This window comes from Streptomyces sp. NPDC012888 (genome assembly GCF_042900645.1).
In the GTDB taxonomy this organism is placed as follows: Bacteria; Actinomycetota; Actinomycetes; order Streptomycetales; family Streptomycetaceae; genus Streptomyces.
The window spans coordinates 316,467-333,696 of the sequence record NZ_JBIBBM010000006.1 but is presented as its reverse complement, the minus strand read 5'-3'; the positions used below and the strand labels follow the sequence as shown (position 1 = coordinate 333,696).

General features: G+C 72.8%; 16 protein-coding genes. 5 read left to right on the top strand and 11 right to left on the bottom strand.

Translation table 11 applies throughout. The annotated features are described in order from the left end of the window. Positions 1–70: 70 nt before the first annotated feature. Positions 71–436: a cupin domain-containing protein gene (locus ACFY61_RS13830; RefSeq protein ID WP_389471089.1), complete on the top strand. Its 366-nt coding sequence runs from the start codon at positions 71–73 to the stop codon at positions 434–436. On the opposite strand, the gene ACFY61_RS13825 is transcribed toward ACFY61_RS13830, so the two are convergent. Beyond that, entirely contained in the window at positions 433–1,932 is a 1,500-nt protein-coding gene (locus tag ACFY61_RS13825) for an ATP-grasp domain-containing protein (RefSeq protein WP_389471086.1), read from the bottom strand. The two genes, ACFY61_RS13830 and ACFY61_RS13825, sit on opposite strands and share 4 nt — an antisense overlap. 138 nt (positions 1,933–2,070) lie before the next feature. Here ACFY61_RS13825 and ACFY61_RS13820 point away from each other — a divergent pair, with 138 nt between their 5' ends. Then, on the top strand, positions 2,071–3,132 hold the full coding sequence (locus ACFY61_RS13820) for a LuxR C-terminal-related transcriptional regulator (protein WP_389471084.1): 1,062 nt from the start codon (positions 2,071–2,073) through the stop codon (positions 3,130–3,132). On the opposite strand, the gene ACFY61_RS13815 is transcribed toward ACFY61_RS13820, so the two are convergent. Beyond that, positions 3,083–4,009 carry a LysR family transcriptional regulator gene (locus tag ACFY61_RS13815; protein WP_389471082.1) on the bottom strand — a complete coding sequence of 309 codons (927 nt, stop codon included), beginning with the start codon at positions 4,007–4,009 and terminating at the stop codon, positions 3,083–3,085. The genes ACFY61_RS13820 and ACFY61_RS13815 overlap by 50 nt on opposite strands. A 98-nt stretch (positions 4,010–4,107) precedes the next feature. Between ACFY61_RS13815 and ACFY61_RS13810 the strand changes: the two genes are divergently transcribed. Beyond that, positions 4,108–5,373, top strand: coding sequence for an MFS transporter (locus tag ACFY61_RS13810; RefSeq protein ID WP_389471080.1), 1,266 nt, complete (start codon positions 4,108–4,110; stop codon positions 5,371–5,373). 61 nt (positions 5,374–5,434) lie between these two features. Here the strand turns inward: ACFY61_RS13810 and ACFY61_RS13805 are convergent, their stop codons facing one another. After that, entirely contained in the window at positions 5,435–6,397 is a 963-nt protein-coding gene (locus ACFY61_RS13805; protein ID WP_389471078.1) for a hypothetical protein, read from the bottom strand. 182 nt (positions 6,398–6,579) lie between these two features. Between ACFY61_RS13805 and ACFY61_RS13800 the strand changes: the two genes are divergently transcribed. Then, the gene (locus ACFY61_RS13800; RefSeq protein ID WP_389471305.1) at positions 6,580–7,254 is read left to right on the top strand and encodes a L,D-transpeptidase family protein; all 675 of its coding nucleotides are present in this window, start codon (positions 6,580–6,582) and stop codon (positions 7,252–7,254) included. Positions 7,255–7,340: 86 nt separating this feature from the next. Then, positions 7,341–8,321, top strand: a complete 981-nt coding sequence (locus tag ACFY61_RS13795; protein ID WP_389471075.1) for a sigma-70 family RNA polymerase sigma factor — start codon at positions 7,341–7,343, stop codon at positions 8,319–8,321. Here ACFY61_RS13795 and ACFY61_RS13790 read toward each other — a convergent pair. The 8 genes from ACFY61_RS13790 to ACFY61_RS13755 form a co-directional block, all read right to left on the bottom strand. After that, positions 8,235–8,591 carry an STAS domain-containing protein gene (locus ACFY61_RS13790; protein ID WP_389471073.1) on the bottom strand — a complete coding sequence of 119 codons (357 nt, stop codon included), beginning with the start codon at positions 8,589–8,591 and terminating at the stop codon, positions 8,235–8,237. The genes ACFY61_RS13795 and ACFY61_RS13790 overlap by 87 nt on opposite strands. A 121-nt stretch (positions 8,592–8,712) precedes the next feature. Further along, complete coding sequence (locus ACFY61_RS13785) at positions 8,713–9,990, bottom strand: thymidine phosphorylase (protein WP_389471072.1); 1,278 nt, start codon at positions 9,988–9,990, stop codon at positions 8,713–8,715. Positions 9,991–10,100: 110 nt separating this feature from the next. Continuing rightward, on the bottom strand, positions 10,101–10,499 hold the full coding sequence (locus ACFY61_RS13780; protein WP_389471069.1) for a cytidine deaminase: 399 nt from the start codon (positions 10,497–10,499) through the stop codon (positions 10,101–10,103). Continuing rightward, positions 10,496–11,755: an ABC transporter permease gene (locus ACFY61_RS13775; RefSeq protein ID WP_389471067.1), complete on the bottom strand. Its 1,260-nt coding sequence runs from the start codon at positions 11,753–11,755 to the stop codon at positions 10,496–10,498. Before ACFY61_RS13775 ends, ACFY61_RS13780 begins: the two co-directional genes overlap by 4 nt. Further along, on the bottom strand, positions 11,752–12,867 hold the full coding sequence (locus ACFY61_RS13770) for an ABC transporter permease (protein WP_389471065.1): 1,116 nt from the start codon (positions 12,865–12,867) through the stop codon (positions 11,752–11,754). The genes ACFY61_RS13775 and ACFY61_RS13770 overlap by 4 nt, the downstream gene beginning before the upstream one ends. Further along, positions 12,864–14,528 carry an ABC transporter ATP-binding protein gene (locus tag ACFY61_RS13765; protein WP_389471302.1) on the bottom strand — a complete coding sequence of 555 codons (1,665 nt, stop codon included), beginning with the start codon at positions 14,526–14,528 and terminating at the stop codon, positions 12,864–12,866. The genes ACFY61_RS13770 and ACFY61_RS13765 overlap by 4 nt, the downstream gene beginning before the upstream one ends. Positions 14,529–14,710: 182 nt before the next feature. Beyond that, entirely contained in the window at positions 14,711–15,760 is a 1,050-nt protein-coding gene (locus tag ACFY61_RS13760) for a BMP family protein (protein ID WP_389471062.1), read from the bottom strand. A 219-nt stretch (positions 15,761–15,979) separates the two neighbouring features. Continuing rightward, on the bottom strand, positions 15,980–17,224 hold the full coding sequence (locus tag ACFY61_RS13755) for an amidohydrolase (RefSeq protein WP_389471300.1): 1,245 nt from the start codon (positions 17,222–17,224) through the stop codon (positions 15,980–15,982). Positions 17,225–17,230 lie beyond the last annotated feature (6 nt).

Sequence of the window (17,230 nt, the reverse complement as noted above, 5' to 3'; positions counted from 1 at the left end):
GGGTGCGGAAACGTAGAGTGGAAGACGGACTCGGGGCCCGCTCGGGGGATCTCCCTGGGAGGCGGTCGGTATGGCCGGACTGCAGTTCAAGAACTTCGACACGCCGGACGAGACGCGTCCGTTCGAGGCCGGAATGGGCCGGCTGGACGTGCTGCAGACGGACGGTGGGGCCGTCGGCCGCGCCGTGTTCGAGCCCGGTTGGCGCTGGTCGGAGCACATCAAGCCGATCGCGGGCACGGACAGCTGCCAGTCCGCGCACACCGGCTACGTGGTCAGCGGCCGGATGAAGATCGTGATGGACGACGGCGAGGAGTCGGAGTGCCGGGCCGGCGACTTCATGCAGGTGGCACCCGGTCACGACGCCTGGGTCGTCGGTGACGAGCAGTGCGTCGTCCTGGACTGGACGGGGTTCGCGGACTACGCCAAGCGCGGCTAGAAGCGGCCCCGCGGGCTCGCGACCAGGGCCGCGGCACGTTCCAGGACGCGGTGCACCGACGCGGCGGTGGCGCCGCCGGCCAGCAGGTACGCGTGGTGGCCGTCCCCGGTGGGGGTGGCGCCGACGGTGCCGGAGGTGGGTACCAGCGGCCCGGCGGCGACCAGGCCCGGTACGGTCGCCCGGGCCGAGGCGAGCGCGCCGGGCAGCGCGTCGAGCCGGTGACCCGGCGGGAGGTCCACGTAGCGCAGGCCCGCGTGCCCGGCCCGGGGCCGGCCGGGCGGCTCGGGCAGGTCCAGGGCCGCGGCCGCGGTCGCGGCGTACACGTCGGCGCCGTGCGCCAGCAGCAGCAGGCCGGCGGTCTCCGGGCCGCCGGGGTGCGGGTCGGCCTCCACCAGGCGCGGGCCGTGCCGGGTGAGCACAAGCTCGGTGCGGGCGGGGCCGTCGCGGTGCCCCGCGAGGTCCAGGACCGCCCGTACGTGGGCCCGTACGGCTCCGGCCGTGTCCGGGGGCAGCGGCACCGGCGCGCGGTGGCCGAGCGCGGCGGTCCGGGCGCCGTCGCGGGCGGGCAGGCGGTGGAGCAGGCCGAGGACGCGGTGCCGCCCGGCGCGGGAGACGGTGAGGGCGGTGATCTCGGGGCCCTCGAGCAACTCCTCGACGAGCAGGTCCGTGACGGCGGGGTAGTCGTGGACGGCGGCCGTCGCGTCGGCCGGGCCGCGGAGCGCGCGGACGCCTTCGCCACCGGTTCCTGCGCGGGGCTTGACCACGCAGGGGTAGCCGATCAGGCCCGCCAGGAAGGGCAGGAGCAGGGCGTGCCCGCAGCGGACGAAGGAAACGGGCCGGCCGGGGTGCAGGGTGTTGGCGCGGGCCCGCAGGGCGGCCTTGTCGGTCAGCGCGGTGACCGCCGCGACCGTGGCGCCGGGCAGGCCGAGGGCCTCGTTGGCGCGCGCGGCGGCGAGGGCCGCGGCCTGGCCGCCGAAACCGAACACGGCGGCCCGCCCCTCCCGTACGGCGCGGAGCCGGGCCAGGGCGGCGACCAGCCGCGCGTGGTCGCGCCAGTCGGCGTCCAGCCGGCCGGCCGGGTCCTCGGGGCGGGCCCGGCTTCCCGCGGGGTCGGCGGGCCCCGCCGGGCGGCTGGCGCCGGGTGGGACGCGGGCGCCGGCCGGAGCCCCCGAGAGGTCGTACGCGGCGGGCCGGTCCGCGGCGGGCCCGTACGGACCGGCCGCAGGGACCGGCGCCGCCGCGGGGACCGGGAGGGCGCCTCCGGCCGGCCTCCGGGCCGGGGCCCGGTCGTACGGCCGCAGCGGGGGTGCGCCGGGCCGGCCGGCGGGGACCGGGGCCGGCCGGGTCCACCGGGCCGGCCGTACCGCCCCCTCACGGTCGGATGGCTCCGATGGACCCGGCGCGACCACCACGGTCCGCGCGCCCGTCCTGCGGACGGCGGCGACCACGGCGGGCCGCGGGCTCAGCAGGATCGCCACGGGCGTTCGCTGTCGCATACCGCGCTCCCCCCTCACGCCGTCCCCCCCACTGTGCCGGTTCGGCGCGTGCGGCTGGAGCCCGTCCACGCGCCGTGTTGCCGCCTTGCGGGAACACGAGGGGTTTAGAAGGCGGACGATAGCGGGACGAATGGCCATATGGGTGCCGAGGATCTCGGGAACGGTGCCGGCGAGCTGAGCCCTGCCGCCCGGCGGCTCTACGCGTTCGCCGTCGAACGGCACTCGTTCGCGGCCCCTGAGGCCACGGCGGTGCTCGGCGCCCGCGCCGCGGCCGCCATCACCGAGCTCGCCGCCGCGCATTTGCTCCAGCGGACAGGCGAAGACGAGCGGTGGTGCGCGGTGGCCCCGCGGGCGGCGGCCGCCCGCGCACTGGCCCCGCTCGCGCTGCGGGTGCGGCAGACCCACGACGAGATGGACCGGCTCCGCGCCCGCCTGGAGGCGCTGGTCCCGCAGTACGAGGCGGGGGCCGCCCAGCGGGAGACCGGCGGGCTGGAGCTGGTGACGGACCTGGGCGCGGTACGGGGGCTGATCGCCGAACTCGCCGCCCGCTGCGAGCGGGAGCTGCTCACCTCGCAGCCCGGCGGGGGCCGTCCGCAGGGCGCGCTGGAGGACGCGATCGGCCGGGACGAGTCGCTGCTGGAGCGGGGGGTGCGGATGCGGACCATCTACCAGCACACGGCCCGTTATTCGCGGCCGACGGCCGCCTACGTGGAGCGGGTCACCGCGCTGGGCGCCCAGGTCCGCACCCTCGGCGACGGGCTGATGCGGATGCTGATCTTCGACGGGCGGACCGGGCTGATGACCGTCCGGGACGTCAGTGGCGCGGCCCTGGTGGTGCGGGAGCCCAACGTCGTGGACTTCATGGCGGAGGCCTTCGAGCGGTCCTGGCTGGCGGCGGAGCCGTTCCCCGTCAGCACCGGTCCGGACCAGGCCCGTTCGCTGTCCGACGAGTTGCGGCAGACGATCGTGCGGATGCTCGCGGAGGGACTGGAGGACAAGGTGATCGCGCGCCGGCTGGGCATGTCCGAGCGGACCTGCCAGCGGCACATCGCCGAGATCATGCGGGCGGTCGGCGCCAAGTCCCGTTTCCAGGCCGGGTACCTGGCCGCCCTGGCCGCCCCGCCCCGCCCGGCCTCCGGCGCCGACCCGGCTACAGCTCGGGGATCAGACGGCCCCGGCGGGACAGCAGGAAACGCTTGAACTCGGCCACCGGCGGGGTGTCGGGGTGGCCCTCCAACCAGGCCAGGCCGATCTCGCGGACCGCCCGCGGCGCGGTGACGGTCAGTTCGACGACCCCGGGCCTGGGCACCGCGGGCGGCGGCAGCAGCGCCACCCCGAGGCCGGCGGCGACCAGGCCGCGCAGGGTCTCGGCCTCCTCGCCCTCGAAGGCGACGCGCGGGGTGAACCCGGCCTCGGCGCACAGGTCGTCGGTGATCCGGCGGAGGCCGTAGCCGGGTTCGAGGGTGACGAAGGTTTCCTCGGCGGCCTCGGCCAGGCGGATCCGCTTGCGGGAGGCGAGCCGGTGGTCCTCGGGCACGACCAGCCGCAGCCGCTGCTCGTCGAGGCGGCGGGCGACCAGGTCGGGGGCGTCCGGCACCGGCGAGGTCAGGCACAGGTCGAGCTCGCCCGCCCGCAGGCGCTCCAGCATGGCCTCGCCGTAGTTCTGCACGAGGGAGAAGCGGATGCGGGGGTGGTCGGCCCGGAAGGCACGGATCAGGCCCGGGACGGTCTCCGGCCCCAGCGTGTGGAGGAAGCCGAACGCGACCTTCCCGGCGGCCGGATCGGCGTCCGCGACGAGGGAGTCGGCTGCGCGGGCGATCTCGGCGAGGGCGCGCTCGGCCGGGGCGAGGAAGGAGCGTCCGGCGGTGGTGAGCGAGACCGTACGGCCGGTGCGGGCGAACAGGGCGACGCCCAGGTCCTGTTCGAGCCGGACGATGGCCCGGGACAGGGTGGACTGCGGGATGCCCAGCTCGTGGGCGGCGCGGGTGACGTGCTCGTGCCGGGCCACGGTGACGAAGTAGTGCAGGCGCGGGGCCAGCATGTTTGTCACGCTGATGTCTTCTTCGTAACGACTCATTGACAGACACCCCCGTGAGCTGTGCTGATGCTGTGGTGGATCGATTTCCCCGATTCTACGCATTGGACGCATGAACAACGGGGGCCTAGCGTCGAGGTATGCCTCCCGCTCATACCGGGGCGGCCACCACCGTGGCCGCCTCCACTCCGCCGTCCCCGCAGCCCCTCTCCCCCGGCGCCCCCGGCTACCGCCGGATGAGCTTCGCGCTCTTCGCCGCCGGACTCGCCACCTTCGCCCTGCTCTACTCCACGCAGGCGCTGCTGCCCGCGGTGTCCGCCGGGCTCGGCGTGACGGCCGGTCAGGCCAGCTGGACGGTGTCGGCCGCGACCGGCGCGCTGGCGCTGGCCGTACTGCCGCTGAGCGCGCTGTCCGAGCGGTTCGGGCGGACCCGGGTGATGACCTGGTCGCTGGCGGTGGCCGTCGGCGTCGGCCTGCTGGTGCCGTTCGCGCCGAACCTGGAATGGCTGGTGGCGCTGCGCGCCGTGCAGGGTGCGGCGATCGCCGGCGTCCCGGCCTCGGCGATGGCCTACCTCGCCGAGGAGGTCCGGCCGAAGGCGCTGGTCGGGGCGATCGGCCTGTTCGTGGCGGGCAACTCCGTCGGCGGCATGAGCGGCCGGCTGGTCACCGGCTGGGCGGCCCAGCTCTGGGGCTGGCGGGCCGGGCTGGTGGCGGTGGGCCTGATGTCGCTGGCGTGCGCCGTGGTCTTCCTGGTGCTGCTGCCCCGGGCCCGGTTCTTCCGGCCGGCGTCGCTGGACCCGCGGGCCGTGGGCCGTACGGTCGCCGGGCACCTGCGCGACCCGCTGCTGCTGCGGCTGTACGGGATCGGCGCGCTGTTCATGACGGTGTTCGGCGCGGTCTACACCGTGATCGGCTACCGGCTCGTGGAGGAACCCTTCTCGCTGGGCCAGGGCGTGATCGGTTCGGTCTTCCTGATCTACCTGGTGGGTACGGCCGCCTCCGCGGCGGCGGGGCAGCTGGTGGCGCGGCTGGGCCGGCGCGGCGCCCTGTACCTCGCGGTGACCACCACCGCGCTGGGGCTGTTCGTCTCGCTCGCGGAGTCGCTCGCCGCGATCGTGCTGGGCCTGGTGCTGATCACCGCCGGATTCTTCGCCGGCCACGCGGTGGCCTCGTCCTCGGTGAGCCGCACCGCGCGGGAGGGCCGGGCCCAGGCCTCCGCGCTGTACCAGTCGGCGTACTACCTGGGCTCCAGCGCGGGCGGCACGCTGGGCGCGCTGGCCTGGCACTCCGGCGGCTGGGCGGCGACGGTCGGGCTGGCGCTGGCCGCCGTGCTGGGCGTCGTGTCGATCACGCTGTACGGCTCGCGGGCGGCCCGCGCCGGGCGGCGGCTCACGGCGGCCGCGTAGGCCGTGCCCGGGGCGGGAGCGGGGAGGGCGGGGCGTGCCGCTCCGCCCTCCCCGCTCCCCCTCACTGGACGTTCAGGCGCACCGGGTGATGCGGGTCCTCGGGACAGCGGAACACCCGGAGTTCTCCGTACCGGCCCACGTTCAGCCCCGGGGCCCCGCCGCTGCCGAGGGTGAGCAGCAGCCGCATCCGGGCCCCGCACCGGCAGTCGAGGGCCGTGAAGTCGGTGAGGTGCCAGCTGGGCCACCCCCCGGCCTTCCAGCCGGGCAGACAGCCCAGCACCCGGTCGTACTCCAGGTCCCGCTCCTCGGCCCACTCCTCGATCCGCTCGTACAGCCCGGCCGGCAGCTCGTCCTGCTCGGGCAGGTCGAGCACCTCGGCGGGGTCGAGCCGGCAGGGCGCGGGCAGGTACACGTCCTTGGCCCCACCGGGTACGGGCGGCACCGGGGCCGTCTCACCGACGTCCGCCGCGGCCCGGTACCGCAGCTCCACCACGGGGCCCCAGTAGCGGGGCTGCCCCTCCGGTTCGGCGTGGTCCTGCGGGCACCACAGCAGCTGGAGCAGGTCGGTACCGGGCGGCCAGTCGAGGGCCGGCGCGTCCGCCGCGCGGAGCTGGAGCACCGGGACCATCGGCAGCCCGTCGCCGGCAGGCGTCCGCGGCACCAGCCGGACCCGCTCCCAGGCCACCTGGTCCAGGGAGCCGCCGTCCATGATCCGCGACTGGGTCGCCGCCTCCCCGGCGGTGAGCACGTGCGGGTCGCCGGGCCGGTGCCGCTGCCCGCGGCGGCGTTCGACGGCCTGCCACTCCTCCCGTTCGGCGTCGGTCAGCGCCTCCCGCACGTGCACCAGGTGCGGTTGCCGGCAGTGCGGCCAGGGCTCGTCCGCGGGCCACAGCGGCGGCCCGCCGACCGAACTCTCGTGCGGGCCCGGGGTCCCGGGGGCGGGGCCGAGGAGGGTCGCGGTTCGCAGGCAGGGGGTCAGGGCCGGGAAGGCGTCGAGCAGTGCCGGGAGCTGCGGTGTGGTCATCCGGGCAGGCTAGGTCGTCGCGCCGGGATGTCGTACGACGGTTGCATGAGGTGATTTACGCAAGCCGGGCCGCAACCGGACCGGCCGCGGAGGCGTCTTTCCGCCGAGCACACAGCGAGGCGGGGAGGGCGGCGATGGTCGCGACGCGGGGAGCCGGACGGACCGGCGGGATCGGCAGGCGGATGGCGGTGGCGGCGGGGCTGGCCGCCCTGGCCGCACCGGTGGCGGTGGTGGGGACCGCGGGCACGGCGTCCGCGGCGTCCTGCAACCTCACTACCGGGCCCTACCAGCGGCAGGTGGAGCAGTTCCTCGGCCGGCCGGTGGACGGGCGGCAGTCCGCGGCGGACTGCAACGCCATCAAGGCGTTCCAGGCCAAGCACGGCATCACGCCCACCCAGGGCTACGCCGGGCCGCTGACCTGGCAGGTGATGAACACGATGCTCGCGCAGCGGGCCGCGGGCAAGAACCCGAACAAGGCGGGGGCGTGCCCGACCGACCGGGGGCGGATCGCCTGCGTCGACCTGACCCGCCAGCTGAGCTGGGTGCAGGACGGGTCCAAGCTGGTCTACGGCCCGGTGGCGGTCCGCACCGGCAAGGACGGCACGGAGACCCGGACCGGCCTGAAGAAGATCTACTACCGCAGCATCGACCACTGGTCGACGATCTACAACGTGTCGATGCCGTACTCGCAGTTCTTCGACGGCGGCATCGCCTTCCACTCCACCACCAAGAGCATGTGGAACCCGCCGGGCTCCGGTGGGTGCGTGAACATGACGACGACCGACGCCAAGGCGTACTGGAACCTGCTGCGCAACGGCGAGGACGTCTTCGTCTACGGGCGCAAGCCCGGCACGTGATCGCGACTCCCGGTCCGCGGGCTGCCGTTGTCGGTCCCCTCGGGTAGTTTCCGGAGTATCGGGAACGACCCAGGGGGACGGGCGACATGAGCGACATCGCGACGACGCAACCGGAACTGGACGCCGCGCTGGACCGGTACCGGGTCGAGCTCACCGGCTACTGCTACCGGATGCTCGGCTCGTCCTTCGACGCGGAGGACGCCGTCCAGGACACCTACGTGCGGGCCTGGCGCGGTTACGACAGGTTCGAGGGCCGGTCCTCGCTGCGGTCCTGGCTGTACCGGATCGCCACCAACGTCTGCCTGGACCTCCTCGGCGCCGGGAACAAGCGGGCCCGGCCCATGGACCTGACCGACCAGGGCCGGCAGGCCTCGGCGGTGCTGAACACCCGGGCCGAGGTCACCTGGCTGGAGCCGGTGCCGGACGGGCGGGTGCTGCCGGAGACCGCCGACCCGGCGGAGGCCGCGCTCGCCAAGGAGTCGGTGCGGCTGGCGTTCGTGGCCGCGCTCCAGCACCTGCCGGCGAAGCAACGGGCGGTGCTGATCCTGCGGGAGGTGCTGGCCTGGAAGGCCGACGAGGTCGCGGAGCTGCTGGACACCACGGTGGCGTCGGTCAACAGCGCGCTCCAGCGGGCCCGGGCCACGATGGCGGCCCGGCAGGTCAGGCGGACCGAGTCCGCCGACCCGCTGGACGCGGACCAGACCGAGCTGCTCGGGCGCTACCTGGCGGCCTTCGAGGCGTACGACATCACCGCGCTGACCGCGCTGCTGCACGAGGACGCCGTCCTGTCCATGCCGCCGTTCGACCTGTGGCTGAAGGGGCACGACGACATCGCCGCCTGGCACCTGAACCAGGGCATCGGCTGCAAGGGCTCCCGTCTGGTCCCGACCACCGCGAACGGCATGCCCGCCTTCGGCCAGTACCGGCGCGCGGAGGACGGCGACGGGCACACCCCGTGGGCGCTCCAGGTGCTGGAGGTGTCAGAAGGGCGGATCGTCGGGCTCAACGCGTTCCTGGACACCGACCGGTGGTTCCCGCTGTTCGGGCTCCCCGAGCGCCTCCCGTAGGACCTCCCCCAGCCCCGTCAGTTCCAGCAGCGCGGCCAGGGCCGGCGGGGCACCGGTCAACCGCAGCACTCCGCGGCAGCGGCGCGCGGTCAGCGCCATGCGCACCAGGACGTCGAGGTCGGGCAGGGCGGGCCGGGTGAGCGCGCCGAGGTCGCAGACGACCTCGTCCGCGCCCCGCCGGTAGCGGTCGGCCAGGGCCTCGCACAGCGCGGGCACGTCTTCGGCCCGCGTCGCGGGTCCGGGCAGGCGCATCTCCTCCGTGATCGTCACGAAGGAGTTGACCGGTTCCCGGGCCCGGACTCATCGGTGGGCCGGCCGCCGGCCGGGGACGGAACGCCGGACGGGACCGGTGGGTGTCCACCGGTCCCGTCCACCCGCACGAGCGTCCGGGTCAGGCGATGCGGTCCAGGACGATCTGCGGGGCCGTGAAGTCCGTGCCGGCCGGTGCCACGTCGTACGTGCCCTCCAGGGCGGCCAGGGCGTAGTCGAACTTCTCCGGGGTGTCCGTGTGCAGGGTCATCAGCGGGGCGCCCGCGGTCACCGTGTCGCCCGGCTTGGCGTGGAGCTCGATGCCCGCGCCCGCCTGCACCGGGTCCTCCTTGCGCGCGCGGCCCGCGCCGAGGCGCCAGGCGGCCACGCCGACGCCGTACGCGTCCAGGCGGGTCAGCACGCCCGAGGCGGGGGCGGTGACGACGTGCTGCTCGCGCGCGACCGGGAGCTTGGCGTCCGGGTCGCCGCCCTGCGCCGCGATCATCCGGCGCCAGACGTCCATCGCGGAGCCGTCGGCGAGGGCCTTCGCCGGGTCGGCGTCCCTGATGCCGGCCGCGTCGAGCATCTCGCGGGCCAGGGCCAGGGTGAGCTCGACGACGTCCGCCGGGCCGCCGCCGGCCAGGACCTCGACCGACTCGCGTACTTCGAGGGCGTTGCCGGCCGTCAGGCCGAGCGGGGTCGACATGTCGGTGAGGAGCGCGACGGTCTTGACGCCGGAGTCCGTGCCCAGGCCGACCATGGTGCGGGCCAGCTCGCGCGCGTCCTCGATGTTCTTCATGAAGGCGCCGGAGCCGACCTTCACGTCCAGCACCAGCGAGCCGGTGCCCTCGGCGATCTTCTTCGACATGATCGAGGAGGCGATCAGCGGGATGGCCTCGACGGTGCCGGTGACGTCGCGCAGGGCGTAGAGCTTCTTGTCGGCGGGGGCCAGGCCGTCACCCGCGGCGCAGATGACCGCGCCGGTGGTGTCCAGGACGTTCAGCATCTCCTCGTTGGAGAGCAGGGCGCGCCAACCGGGGATGGACTCCAGCTTGTCCAGGGTGCCGCCGGTGTGGCCGAGGCCCCGGCCGGACAGCTGCGGCACGGCCGCGCCACAGGCCGCCACCAGCGGGGCCAGCGGCAGGGTGATCTTGTCGCCGACGCCGCCGGTGGAGTGCTTGTCGGCCGTCGGGCGGGAGAGCGAGGAGAAGTCCATGCGCTCGCCGCTCGCGATCATCGCGGCGGTCCAGCGGGCGATCTCGGCCCGGTTCATGCCGTTCAGCAGGATGGCCATCGCCAGCGCGGACATCTGCTCGTCCGCGACGACGCCGCGGGTGTAGGCGTCGATGACCCAGTCGATCTGCTCGGGGCTCAGCTCGCCGCGGTCGCGCTTGGTGCGGATGACGGAGATGACGTCCATGGCTGTTCATCCTTCCGGACAAGTCGGTTCGTGCGCGACTCTACGCGCGTTGAGGGGAGGGAGGGGAAAGGCCCCCGCATCGGCAGGTGATGCGGGGGCCGGAATCCGCTTCAGCGGAGGTGGTCCGGGCCGAAGGCCTGGGGCAGCATCGCGGAGAGCGGGAGGACGCCCTCCGGGGTGTCGACCTGGAGGTCGGGGCCGCCGAACTCGAACAGCAGCTGCCTGCACCGGCCGCACGGCACGAGCAGCCCGCCCTTGCCGTCGACGCAGGTGAAGTGGGTGAGCCGGCCGCCGCCCGAGGCCTGGAGGGCCGAGACCAGCCCGCACTCGGCGCACAGGCCCAGGCCGTAGCTGGCGTTCTCGACGTTGCAGCCGGTCACCACCCGGCCGTCGTCGGCAAGGGCGGCGACGCCGACCGGGAAGCCCGAGTAGGGGGCGTACGCCCGGGACATGGCGTCCCGGGCCGCCTCGCGCAACGCCTCCCAGTCGAAGGCGGCCGGCGTCGTCACTTGCCCTGGCCCTTGCGGTAGGGCATGCCGTCGGCCTTGGGCATCCGCAGCCGCTGCGCGGACAGGGCCAGCACCAGCAGGGTGGTGACGTACGGCGCCGCGTCCACGAACTGGCTCGGCACCTGGTCGGTCAGCGCGTACCAGACGAAGAGCAGGGCCGCGAAGAAGCCGGAGACGGCGGCCTGGACGTACTTCTTCTTGTACAGCTGCCAGACCAGGACCATCACCAGCAGGATCGCGATCAGCAGCAGCATCGCGTGGACGTTCTCGGCACCGCCGCGCAGCTTGAGGCTGTCGGTGAAGCCGAACAGGCCGGCGCCCAGCGCCATGCCGCCCGGCATCCAGTTACCGAAGATCATCGCGGCGAGACCGATGTAGCCGCGGCCGCCGGTCTGGCCCTCCTGGTAGATGCCCGTGGAGACGATCGCCAGGAAGGCGCCGCCGAGGCCGGCCAGGCCACCGGAGACGACCACGGCGATGTACTTGTACTTGTAGACGTTGACGCCGAGGGACTCCGCGGCGATCGGGTTCTCACCGCACGAGCGCAGCCGCAGGCCGAAGGCGGTCCGCCACAGCACCCACCAGGTGCCCGGGATCAGCAGCAGGACGAGGACGGTCAGCAGCGACAGGTTGGTGACCAGGCCGCCGATGACGCCCGCGACGTCCGAGACGAAGAACCAGTGCTTGCCCTGGAGGTCGGCCATCCAGTCGGACAGCCCGGGCACCGTGATGTTGGTGATCGGCTCGATGCGCGGGGACTGCTTGGAGGAGCCGCCCGGGGCCTCGTCGAAGGTGAAGTTCGACAGGTACTGGGTGAAGCCCAGCGCCAGGATGTTCACGGCCACACCGGAGACGATGTGGTTGACGTTGAAGGTCACCGTGATGATCGCGTGCAGCAGGCCGCCGATGGCGCCGCCGGCGATGCCCATGAGGACACCGGTCCACGGACCCCACTGGTAGCCGGCCCAGGCACCGAACCAGGTGCCGAGGATCATCATGCCTTCGAGGCCGATGTTGACCACGCCCGCGCGCTCGGCCCAGAGGCCGCCGAGACCGGCCAGGCCGATCGGGACGGCGAGCTGGAGCGCGCCGGACACCTGGCCGACCGAGGTGAGGTCGTCGGCTCCGGAGATGACCCGGACCAGCGAGACCAGCGCGAGGCCGCCCGCGATGATCAGCAGGATCCAGGGGAGAGTCAGCTTGCGGCGGCCGCCGGCGGGAGCGGCGCCGGTCGCGGAGACGGTGCGGGTGCTCACGCCGCGACCTCCTTCTCGGTCTTGATGGCGTGGCCGGCGGCCAGCTCCTCGCCGACCTTCTGCTGCTGCCGGCGGATGCCGTAGCGGCGGACGAGTTCGTAGGAGACGACGACCGCGATGACGATCAGGCCCTTCATGATCGTCCCGATCTCCTTCGCGTACCCGGCGGTGTCGAGACCGGCCGAGGTCTTGTCGATGAACGCGATCAGGAGGGCGGCGAAGAAGATGCCGACCGGGCTGTTGCGGCCCAGCAGGGCGATGGTGATGCCGGTGAAGCCGACGCCGACCGGGAAGTTCAGGCTGTAGGTGTGGCTCTCGCCGAGCAGCACCGGCATGCCGGCCAGGCCGGCGACCGCGCCCGAGATCAGCATCGAGGTGATGATCATCTTCTTGGCGTCGACACCGGAGGCCTGGGCGGCGGACTCGCTGGCGCCGGTGGCGCGCAGGTCGAAGCCGAAGCGGGTCCGGTTCAGGACGAACCAGTAGACGATGCCGAGGGCGAAGGCGATGAACGTGAAGCCGTAGATCTCCAGGCCGTCACCCATGGCGACGGCCGGGAACCAGCCGGACTCCGCGATGTCGCCCGTGGTGAGGTCGTTGGAGCCGGGGGGCTGGACGCCGAAGTTCTTCGGCAGGATCAGCCAGGCGATCAGGCTGGTGGCGATCGCGTTGAGCATGATCGTGGAGACGACCTCGCTCACGCCGCGCTTCGCCTTCAGCAGGCCGGCGATGCCGGACCAGAACGCGCCGACCAGCATGGCGACGAGCACGATCATCAGGATGTGCAGCGGGCCGGGCAGTGTGACGGCCGCGCCCACCAGGGCGGAGACCATCGCGGCGAGCCGGTACTGGCCGTCGACGCCGATGTTGAAGAGGTTCATCCGGAAGCCGATGGCCACCGCCAGCGCCGCCAGGTAGTACGTGCCGGCCTGGTTCACGATGAGGACCTGGATGTCCTCGTAACCGGCGTTCTCCACCATGATGCGGAGCGGGTCGATCGGGCTCACGCCCGTGGCCGCCAGGACCACCATGGTCAGCAGGAAGGCGCTGACCAGGGCCAGCGCGGGCCCGGCGAAGCCGAGGATCAGCCGGTCCTTGTCGAATTTCTTCATCGGGCCTCGTCCTCCGTCGTGTCACCGTCGGCAGCGGCGGAGTGGTTGTCGTTGGCTTCCAGGTGTCCGGAGGCCGCGCCGGTCATGGCGGTGCCCAGCTCCTCCGGAGTGATGGTCGCGGGGTCGGCGTCCGCGACCAGGCGGCCGCGGTAGATCACGCGCAGGGTGTCGGACAGGCCGATCAGCTCGTCCAGGTCCGCGGAGATCAGCAGCACGGCCAGGCCATCGCGGCGGGCCTCGCGGATGGCGTCCCAGATCTGCGCCTGCGCGCCGACGTCCACACCACGGGTGGGGTGGGCGGCGATCAGGAACTTCGGGTTGTGGCTCATCTCGCGGCCGACGATCAGCTTCTGCTGGTTGCCGCCGGACAGGGAGGCCGCGGTGACCTCGATGCCGGGCGTGCGCACGTCGTACTCGCGGACGATCCGCTCGGTGTCCTTGCGGGCGGCCTTCGGGTCGAGGATGCCGCGCTTGGAGTTGGGGGCCTCGGTGACGTGACCGAGGATCCGGTTCTCCCACAGCGGGGACTCCAGCAGCAGGCCGTGCCGGTGCCGGTCCTCGGGGATGTAGCCGATGCCGTCGACGCGGCGCTTGCGGACCGGGGCCTTGGTGATGTCCGTGCCGTCGAGCATGATCACGCCGGCGTCCGGGGTGTTCATGCCCATCAGGGCCTCGATCAGCTCGGTCTGGCCGTTGCCCTCGACACCGGCGATGCCCAGGACCTCACCCTTGTGGATGGTGAAGCTGATGTCGTCGAGCAGCAGGCGGCCGACCGGCACGTGCTCGTGGACGTAGGTGTCGTCGGTCGCGCCCTCGGGGGCGGCGAGGGTCTGCGGCTCGGTGCGGACCGACCCGGCCTCGGCCATGGTCAGGCCCTGGACCTGGAGCATCGGGGTGGTGGTGACCGTGGACTCGCGGGTCTCCGGCGACGGCAGCTCGGCGCCGACCATCAGCTCGGCGAGCTGCTTGGTGGTGGCCGTCTTCGGGTCGGCGGTGCCGACCGTGGTGCCGCGGCGGATGACGGTGATGTCGTCGGCGACCTTCAGGATCTCGCCCAGCTTGTGCGAGATGAAGATGACGGTCAGACCCTCGGCCTTGAGCTCGCGGAGGTTGTCGAACAGCGCGTCGACCTCCTGCGGGACGAGCACGGCGGTCGGCTCGTCGAGGATCAGGATCCGCGCACCGCGGTAGAGGACCTTGAGGATCTCCACGCGCTGCCGGTCGGCGACGCCGAGGTCCTCGACCAGGGCGTCCGGGCGCACCCCGAGGCCGTAGGCGTCCGAGATCTCCAGGATCTTCTTGCGCGCCTTGGCACCGATGCCGTGCAGCTTCTCGCCGCCGAGGACCACGTTCTCCAGGACGGTGAGGTTGTCGGCGAGCATGAAGTGCTGGTGCACCATGCCGATGCCGCGGGCGATGGCCTCGCCGGGGCTGTTGAAGGAGACCTGCTCCCCGTCGATGGCGATGGTGCCCTCGTCCGGCTTCTGCATGCCGTAGAGGATCTTCATCAGGGTCGACTTGCCGGCACCGTTCTCACCGATCAGGGCATGAACGGTGCCCTTGCGAACGGTGATCGCGATGTCCTTGTTGGCGACGACGCCGGGGAAGCGCTTGGTGATGCCGTGCAGTTCTACGGCGGGGGGCGGGCTGGACGCGTTGATGACGCACTCTCCTTGGCCGGAAGGAGTCGAAGGCAGGGGACAGGGCGGTGGGTGACGCTATCGCGTCCGCGAGTTCTCTACGCGCGTAGCACTGTCAGAAGTGAAAAGTTGGCACGCGAAACCGGTCCGGGGCCCGGAGCGCTGCGCAGGGCAGCCTCTCCGGACCCCGGCTGGACCAGTCCTTACGGAGCGGTCTTGACCTGGATGGTGCCGGCGATGATCTCCTTCTTCGCCTTCTCCACGGCGGCGAGCAGGTCGGTCATCTTCTTGTACTCGGGGTTGGAGTCGGCCAGGCCGACGCCGTCCTTGTCCAGGCCGTAGCGGATCTCACCGTTCTGCGGCTTGCCGTCCTGGACCGACTTGATCAGGTTGAAGACCGAGTCGGAGACGTCCTTGGTGACCGAGGTCAGGATCTTGTCCTTGTACTTGGCCAGGCCGGCCTGGTTGTACTGGTCGGAGTCGACGCCGATGGCCCAGGCACCCTTGGTGGCGGCGGCCTCGATGGCGCCGGAGCCGGCCAGACCGGCGGCGGCGTAGATCACGTCGGCGCCCTTGTCGAGCTGGCCCTGCGCGGCGGCCTTGCCCAGGTCGGGCTTGGCGAAACCGTCGAAGTTCGGCGGCTGGGTCAGGTACTGGGTGAGCACCTTGGCGTTGGGGTTGGTGTCCTTGACGCCCTGGGCGAAGCCCGCCTCGAACTTCTTGATCAGCGGAACCTCGACACCGCCGATGAAGCCGACCGTGCCGGTCTTGGAGGCCTTGGCGGCGGCGACGCCGGCCAGGTAGGAGCCCTGCTCCTCGTTGAAGACCAGGTTGGCGATGTTCGGGCCGGTGGCCGAGGTGTCGTCGATGAGACCGAAGGTGGTCTTCGGGAACTTCGGCGCGACCTTCTTGATGGCCGGGGCGTAGGCGAAGCCGACGCCGATGACCGGGTTCGAGCCGTTGCGGGCGAGCTCGGTGAGGCGCTGGACCTTGTCGGCCTCGGACTCACCCTCGGTCGGCTCGGCCTCCTTGCCGGTGATCTTCAGGTCCTTTTCGGCCATCTGGAGACCGGCGTAGGCGGCGTCGTTGAACGACTGGTCGCCACGGCCGCCGATGTCGTACGCGATGGCAGCGGACTTCTCGGACGAGTCCGAGGTCGCGTCTCCGGACTGCTTGCCGCCACACGCGGTGACGGAGAGGGCGAGTGCCGCGGACGCGACGCCCACGGTGGCGATCCTGGTGATCCGGCGCAAGGGGAGGCTCCTTCAAAACCTGACCGAAGCGCCACTGACCGGCGCTGGTTTCGCGGCGATCGTAACGCGCGTAGATGTCAGTTAAAGGCCCGTTCATGAGTCGTTATCGGATCGTCGCGAACCGGACAGTGACCGATTGGTAACTCCGGTCCCGCCCGACCCTTGTGTACCAAGGGCCGGACGGGTCCGACGGAAGACGCGCCGATGGTGTAATGCGATCTAGCCCATAGGGCCGTTTCGTGCTCCGTCGATCAGGGCGGCGGCGGTGAAGAACTCGACGCCGACGGCGATCGCGGATTCGTCGACGTCGAAGTCGCCGCGGTGCAGGTCGCGCTTGGCGGTGTCGCCGGGGGTGCGGACGCCGAGGCGGGCCATGGCGCCGGGCACGTGCTCCAGGTACCAGGAGAAGTCCTCGCCGCCGAGGCTCTGCTCGGTGTCCTCGACCGACTCGGCGCCGCGCCGGGCGGCCATGGCCTCGCGGAGGAGTTCGGTGACCACCGGGTCGTTGACCACGGGCGGGACCCCGCGCACGTGGTTGACCTCGAACTTCGCCCCGTGCATGGTCGCGACCTCGTCGATCGCCGCGAGGATCTGGTCGGGCGCCTCGTGCCAGGCGTTGATGTCGAGGCAGCGGACCGTCCCGGAGAGCTCGGCGTGCATGGGGATCACGTTGCAGGCGTGGCCGGATTCGATCCGGCCCCAGGTGACGGACATCCCGGAGCGGGCGTCCATGCGGCGGGAGAGCACCGCCGGGACGTCGACGGCCACCCGGGCCGCGGCGGTGACGAGGTCGGTGGTGAGGTGGGGGCGGGCGGTGTGCCCGCCGGCGCCGGTGAGGGCGACTTCCAGCCGGTCGCAGGCCGAGGTGATCGGGCCGGGCCGCAGTCCGATCCGGCCGGCGTCGACGCGCGGGTCGCAGTGGACGGCGATGATCTTGCCGACGCCGTCCAGGACGCCGGAGTCGATGGCCTCGGTGGCGCCCCCCGGCAGCACCTCCTCGGCGGGCTGGAACAGCAGCCGCACCGGGCGGGGCAGCCGGCCCTGGCGGTCCAGTTCGGCGAGGACCAGGCCGGCGCCGAGCACCACGGCGGTGTGCACGTCGTGGCCGCAGGCGTGGGCGCGGTCGGGCACGGTGGAGCGGTAGGAGACGTGCGTCTTGGCGTCGGGGATGGGGAGGGCGTCGATGTCCGCGCGCAGGGCCAGCATGGGGCGCCGCCCGTCCCAGCGGCCCACGTCACAGATGAGTCCCGTGCCGGAGTCCAGTACCCGTGGTCGCAGCCCGGCTTTCTCCAGCCGTTCCTTGATGGCGGCGGTGGTCCGGTACTCCTGGTGCCCGAGCTCGGGGTGCATGTGCAAGTCCCGGCGGAACGCGATCAGTTCGAGACGCAGGTTCTCCGGGAGCTTGCCGGGCAGCGCGGGCTGAGCGGGCTTTCCGGGCAGGGCGGTCTGGGACTCGCGGGACATCAACTG

Bases quoted from the DNA above. Each gene is read 5' to 3' on its own strand.
- ACFY61_RS13830 (WP_389471089.1), top strand. From the start codon at position 71: ATGGCCGGACTGCAGTTCAAGAACTTCGACACGCCGGACGAGACGCGT.
- ACFY61_RS13825 (WP_389471086.1), bottom strand. From the start codon at position 1,932: ATGCGACAGCGAACGCCCGTGGCGATCCTGCTGAGCCCGCGGCCCGCC.
- ACFY61_RS13820 (WP_389471084.1), top strand. From the start codon at position 2,071: ATGGGTGCCGAGGATCTCGGGAACGGTGCCGGCGAGCTGAGCCCTGCC.
- ACFY61_RS13815 (WP_389471082.1), bottom strand. From the start codon at position 4,009: ATGAGTCGTTACGAAGAAGACATCAGCGTGACAAACATGCTGGCCCCG.
- ACFY61_RS13810 (WP_389471080.1), top strand. From the start codon at position 4,108: ATGCCTCCCGCTCATACCGGGGCGGCCACCACCGTGGCCGCCTCCACT.
- ACFY61_RS13805 (WP_389471078.1), bottom strand. From the start codon at position 6,397: ATGACCACACCGCAGCTCCCGGCACTGCTCGACGCCTTCCCGGCCCTG.
- ACFY61_RS13800 (WP_389471305.1), top strand. From the start codon at position 6,580: ATGGCGGTGGCGGCGGGGCTGGCCGCCCTGGCCGCACCGGTGGCGGTG.
- ACFY61_RS13795 (WP_389471075.1), top strand. From the start codon at position 7,341: ATGAGCGACATCGCGACGACGCAACCGGAACTGGACGCCGCGCTGGAC.
- ACFY61_RS13785 (WP_389471072.1), bottom strand. From the start codon at position 9,990: ATGGACGTCATCTCCGTCATCCGCACCAAGCGCGACCGCGGCGAGCTG.
- ACFY61_RS13770 (WP_389471065.1), bottom strand. From the start codon at position 12,867: ATGAAGAAATTCGACAAGGACCGGCTGATCCTCGGCTTCGCCGGGCCC.
- ACFY61_RS13755 (WP_389471300.1), bottom strand. From the start codon at position 17,224: ATGTCCCGCGAGTCCCAGACCGCCCTGCCCGGAAAGCCCGCTCAGCCC.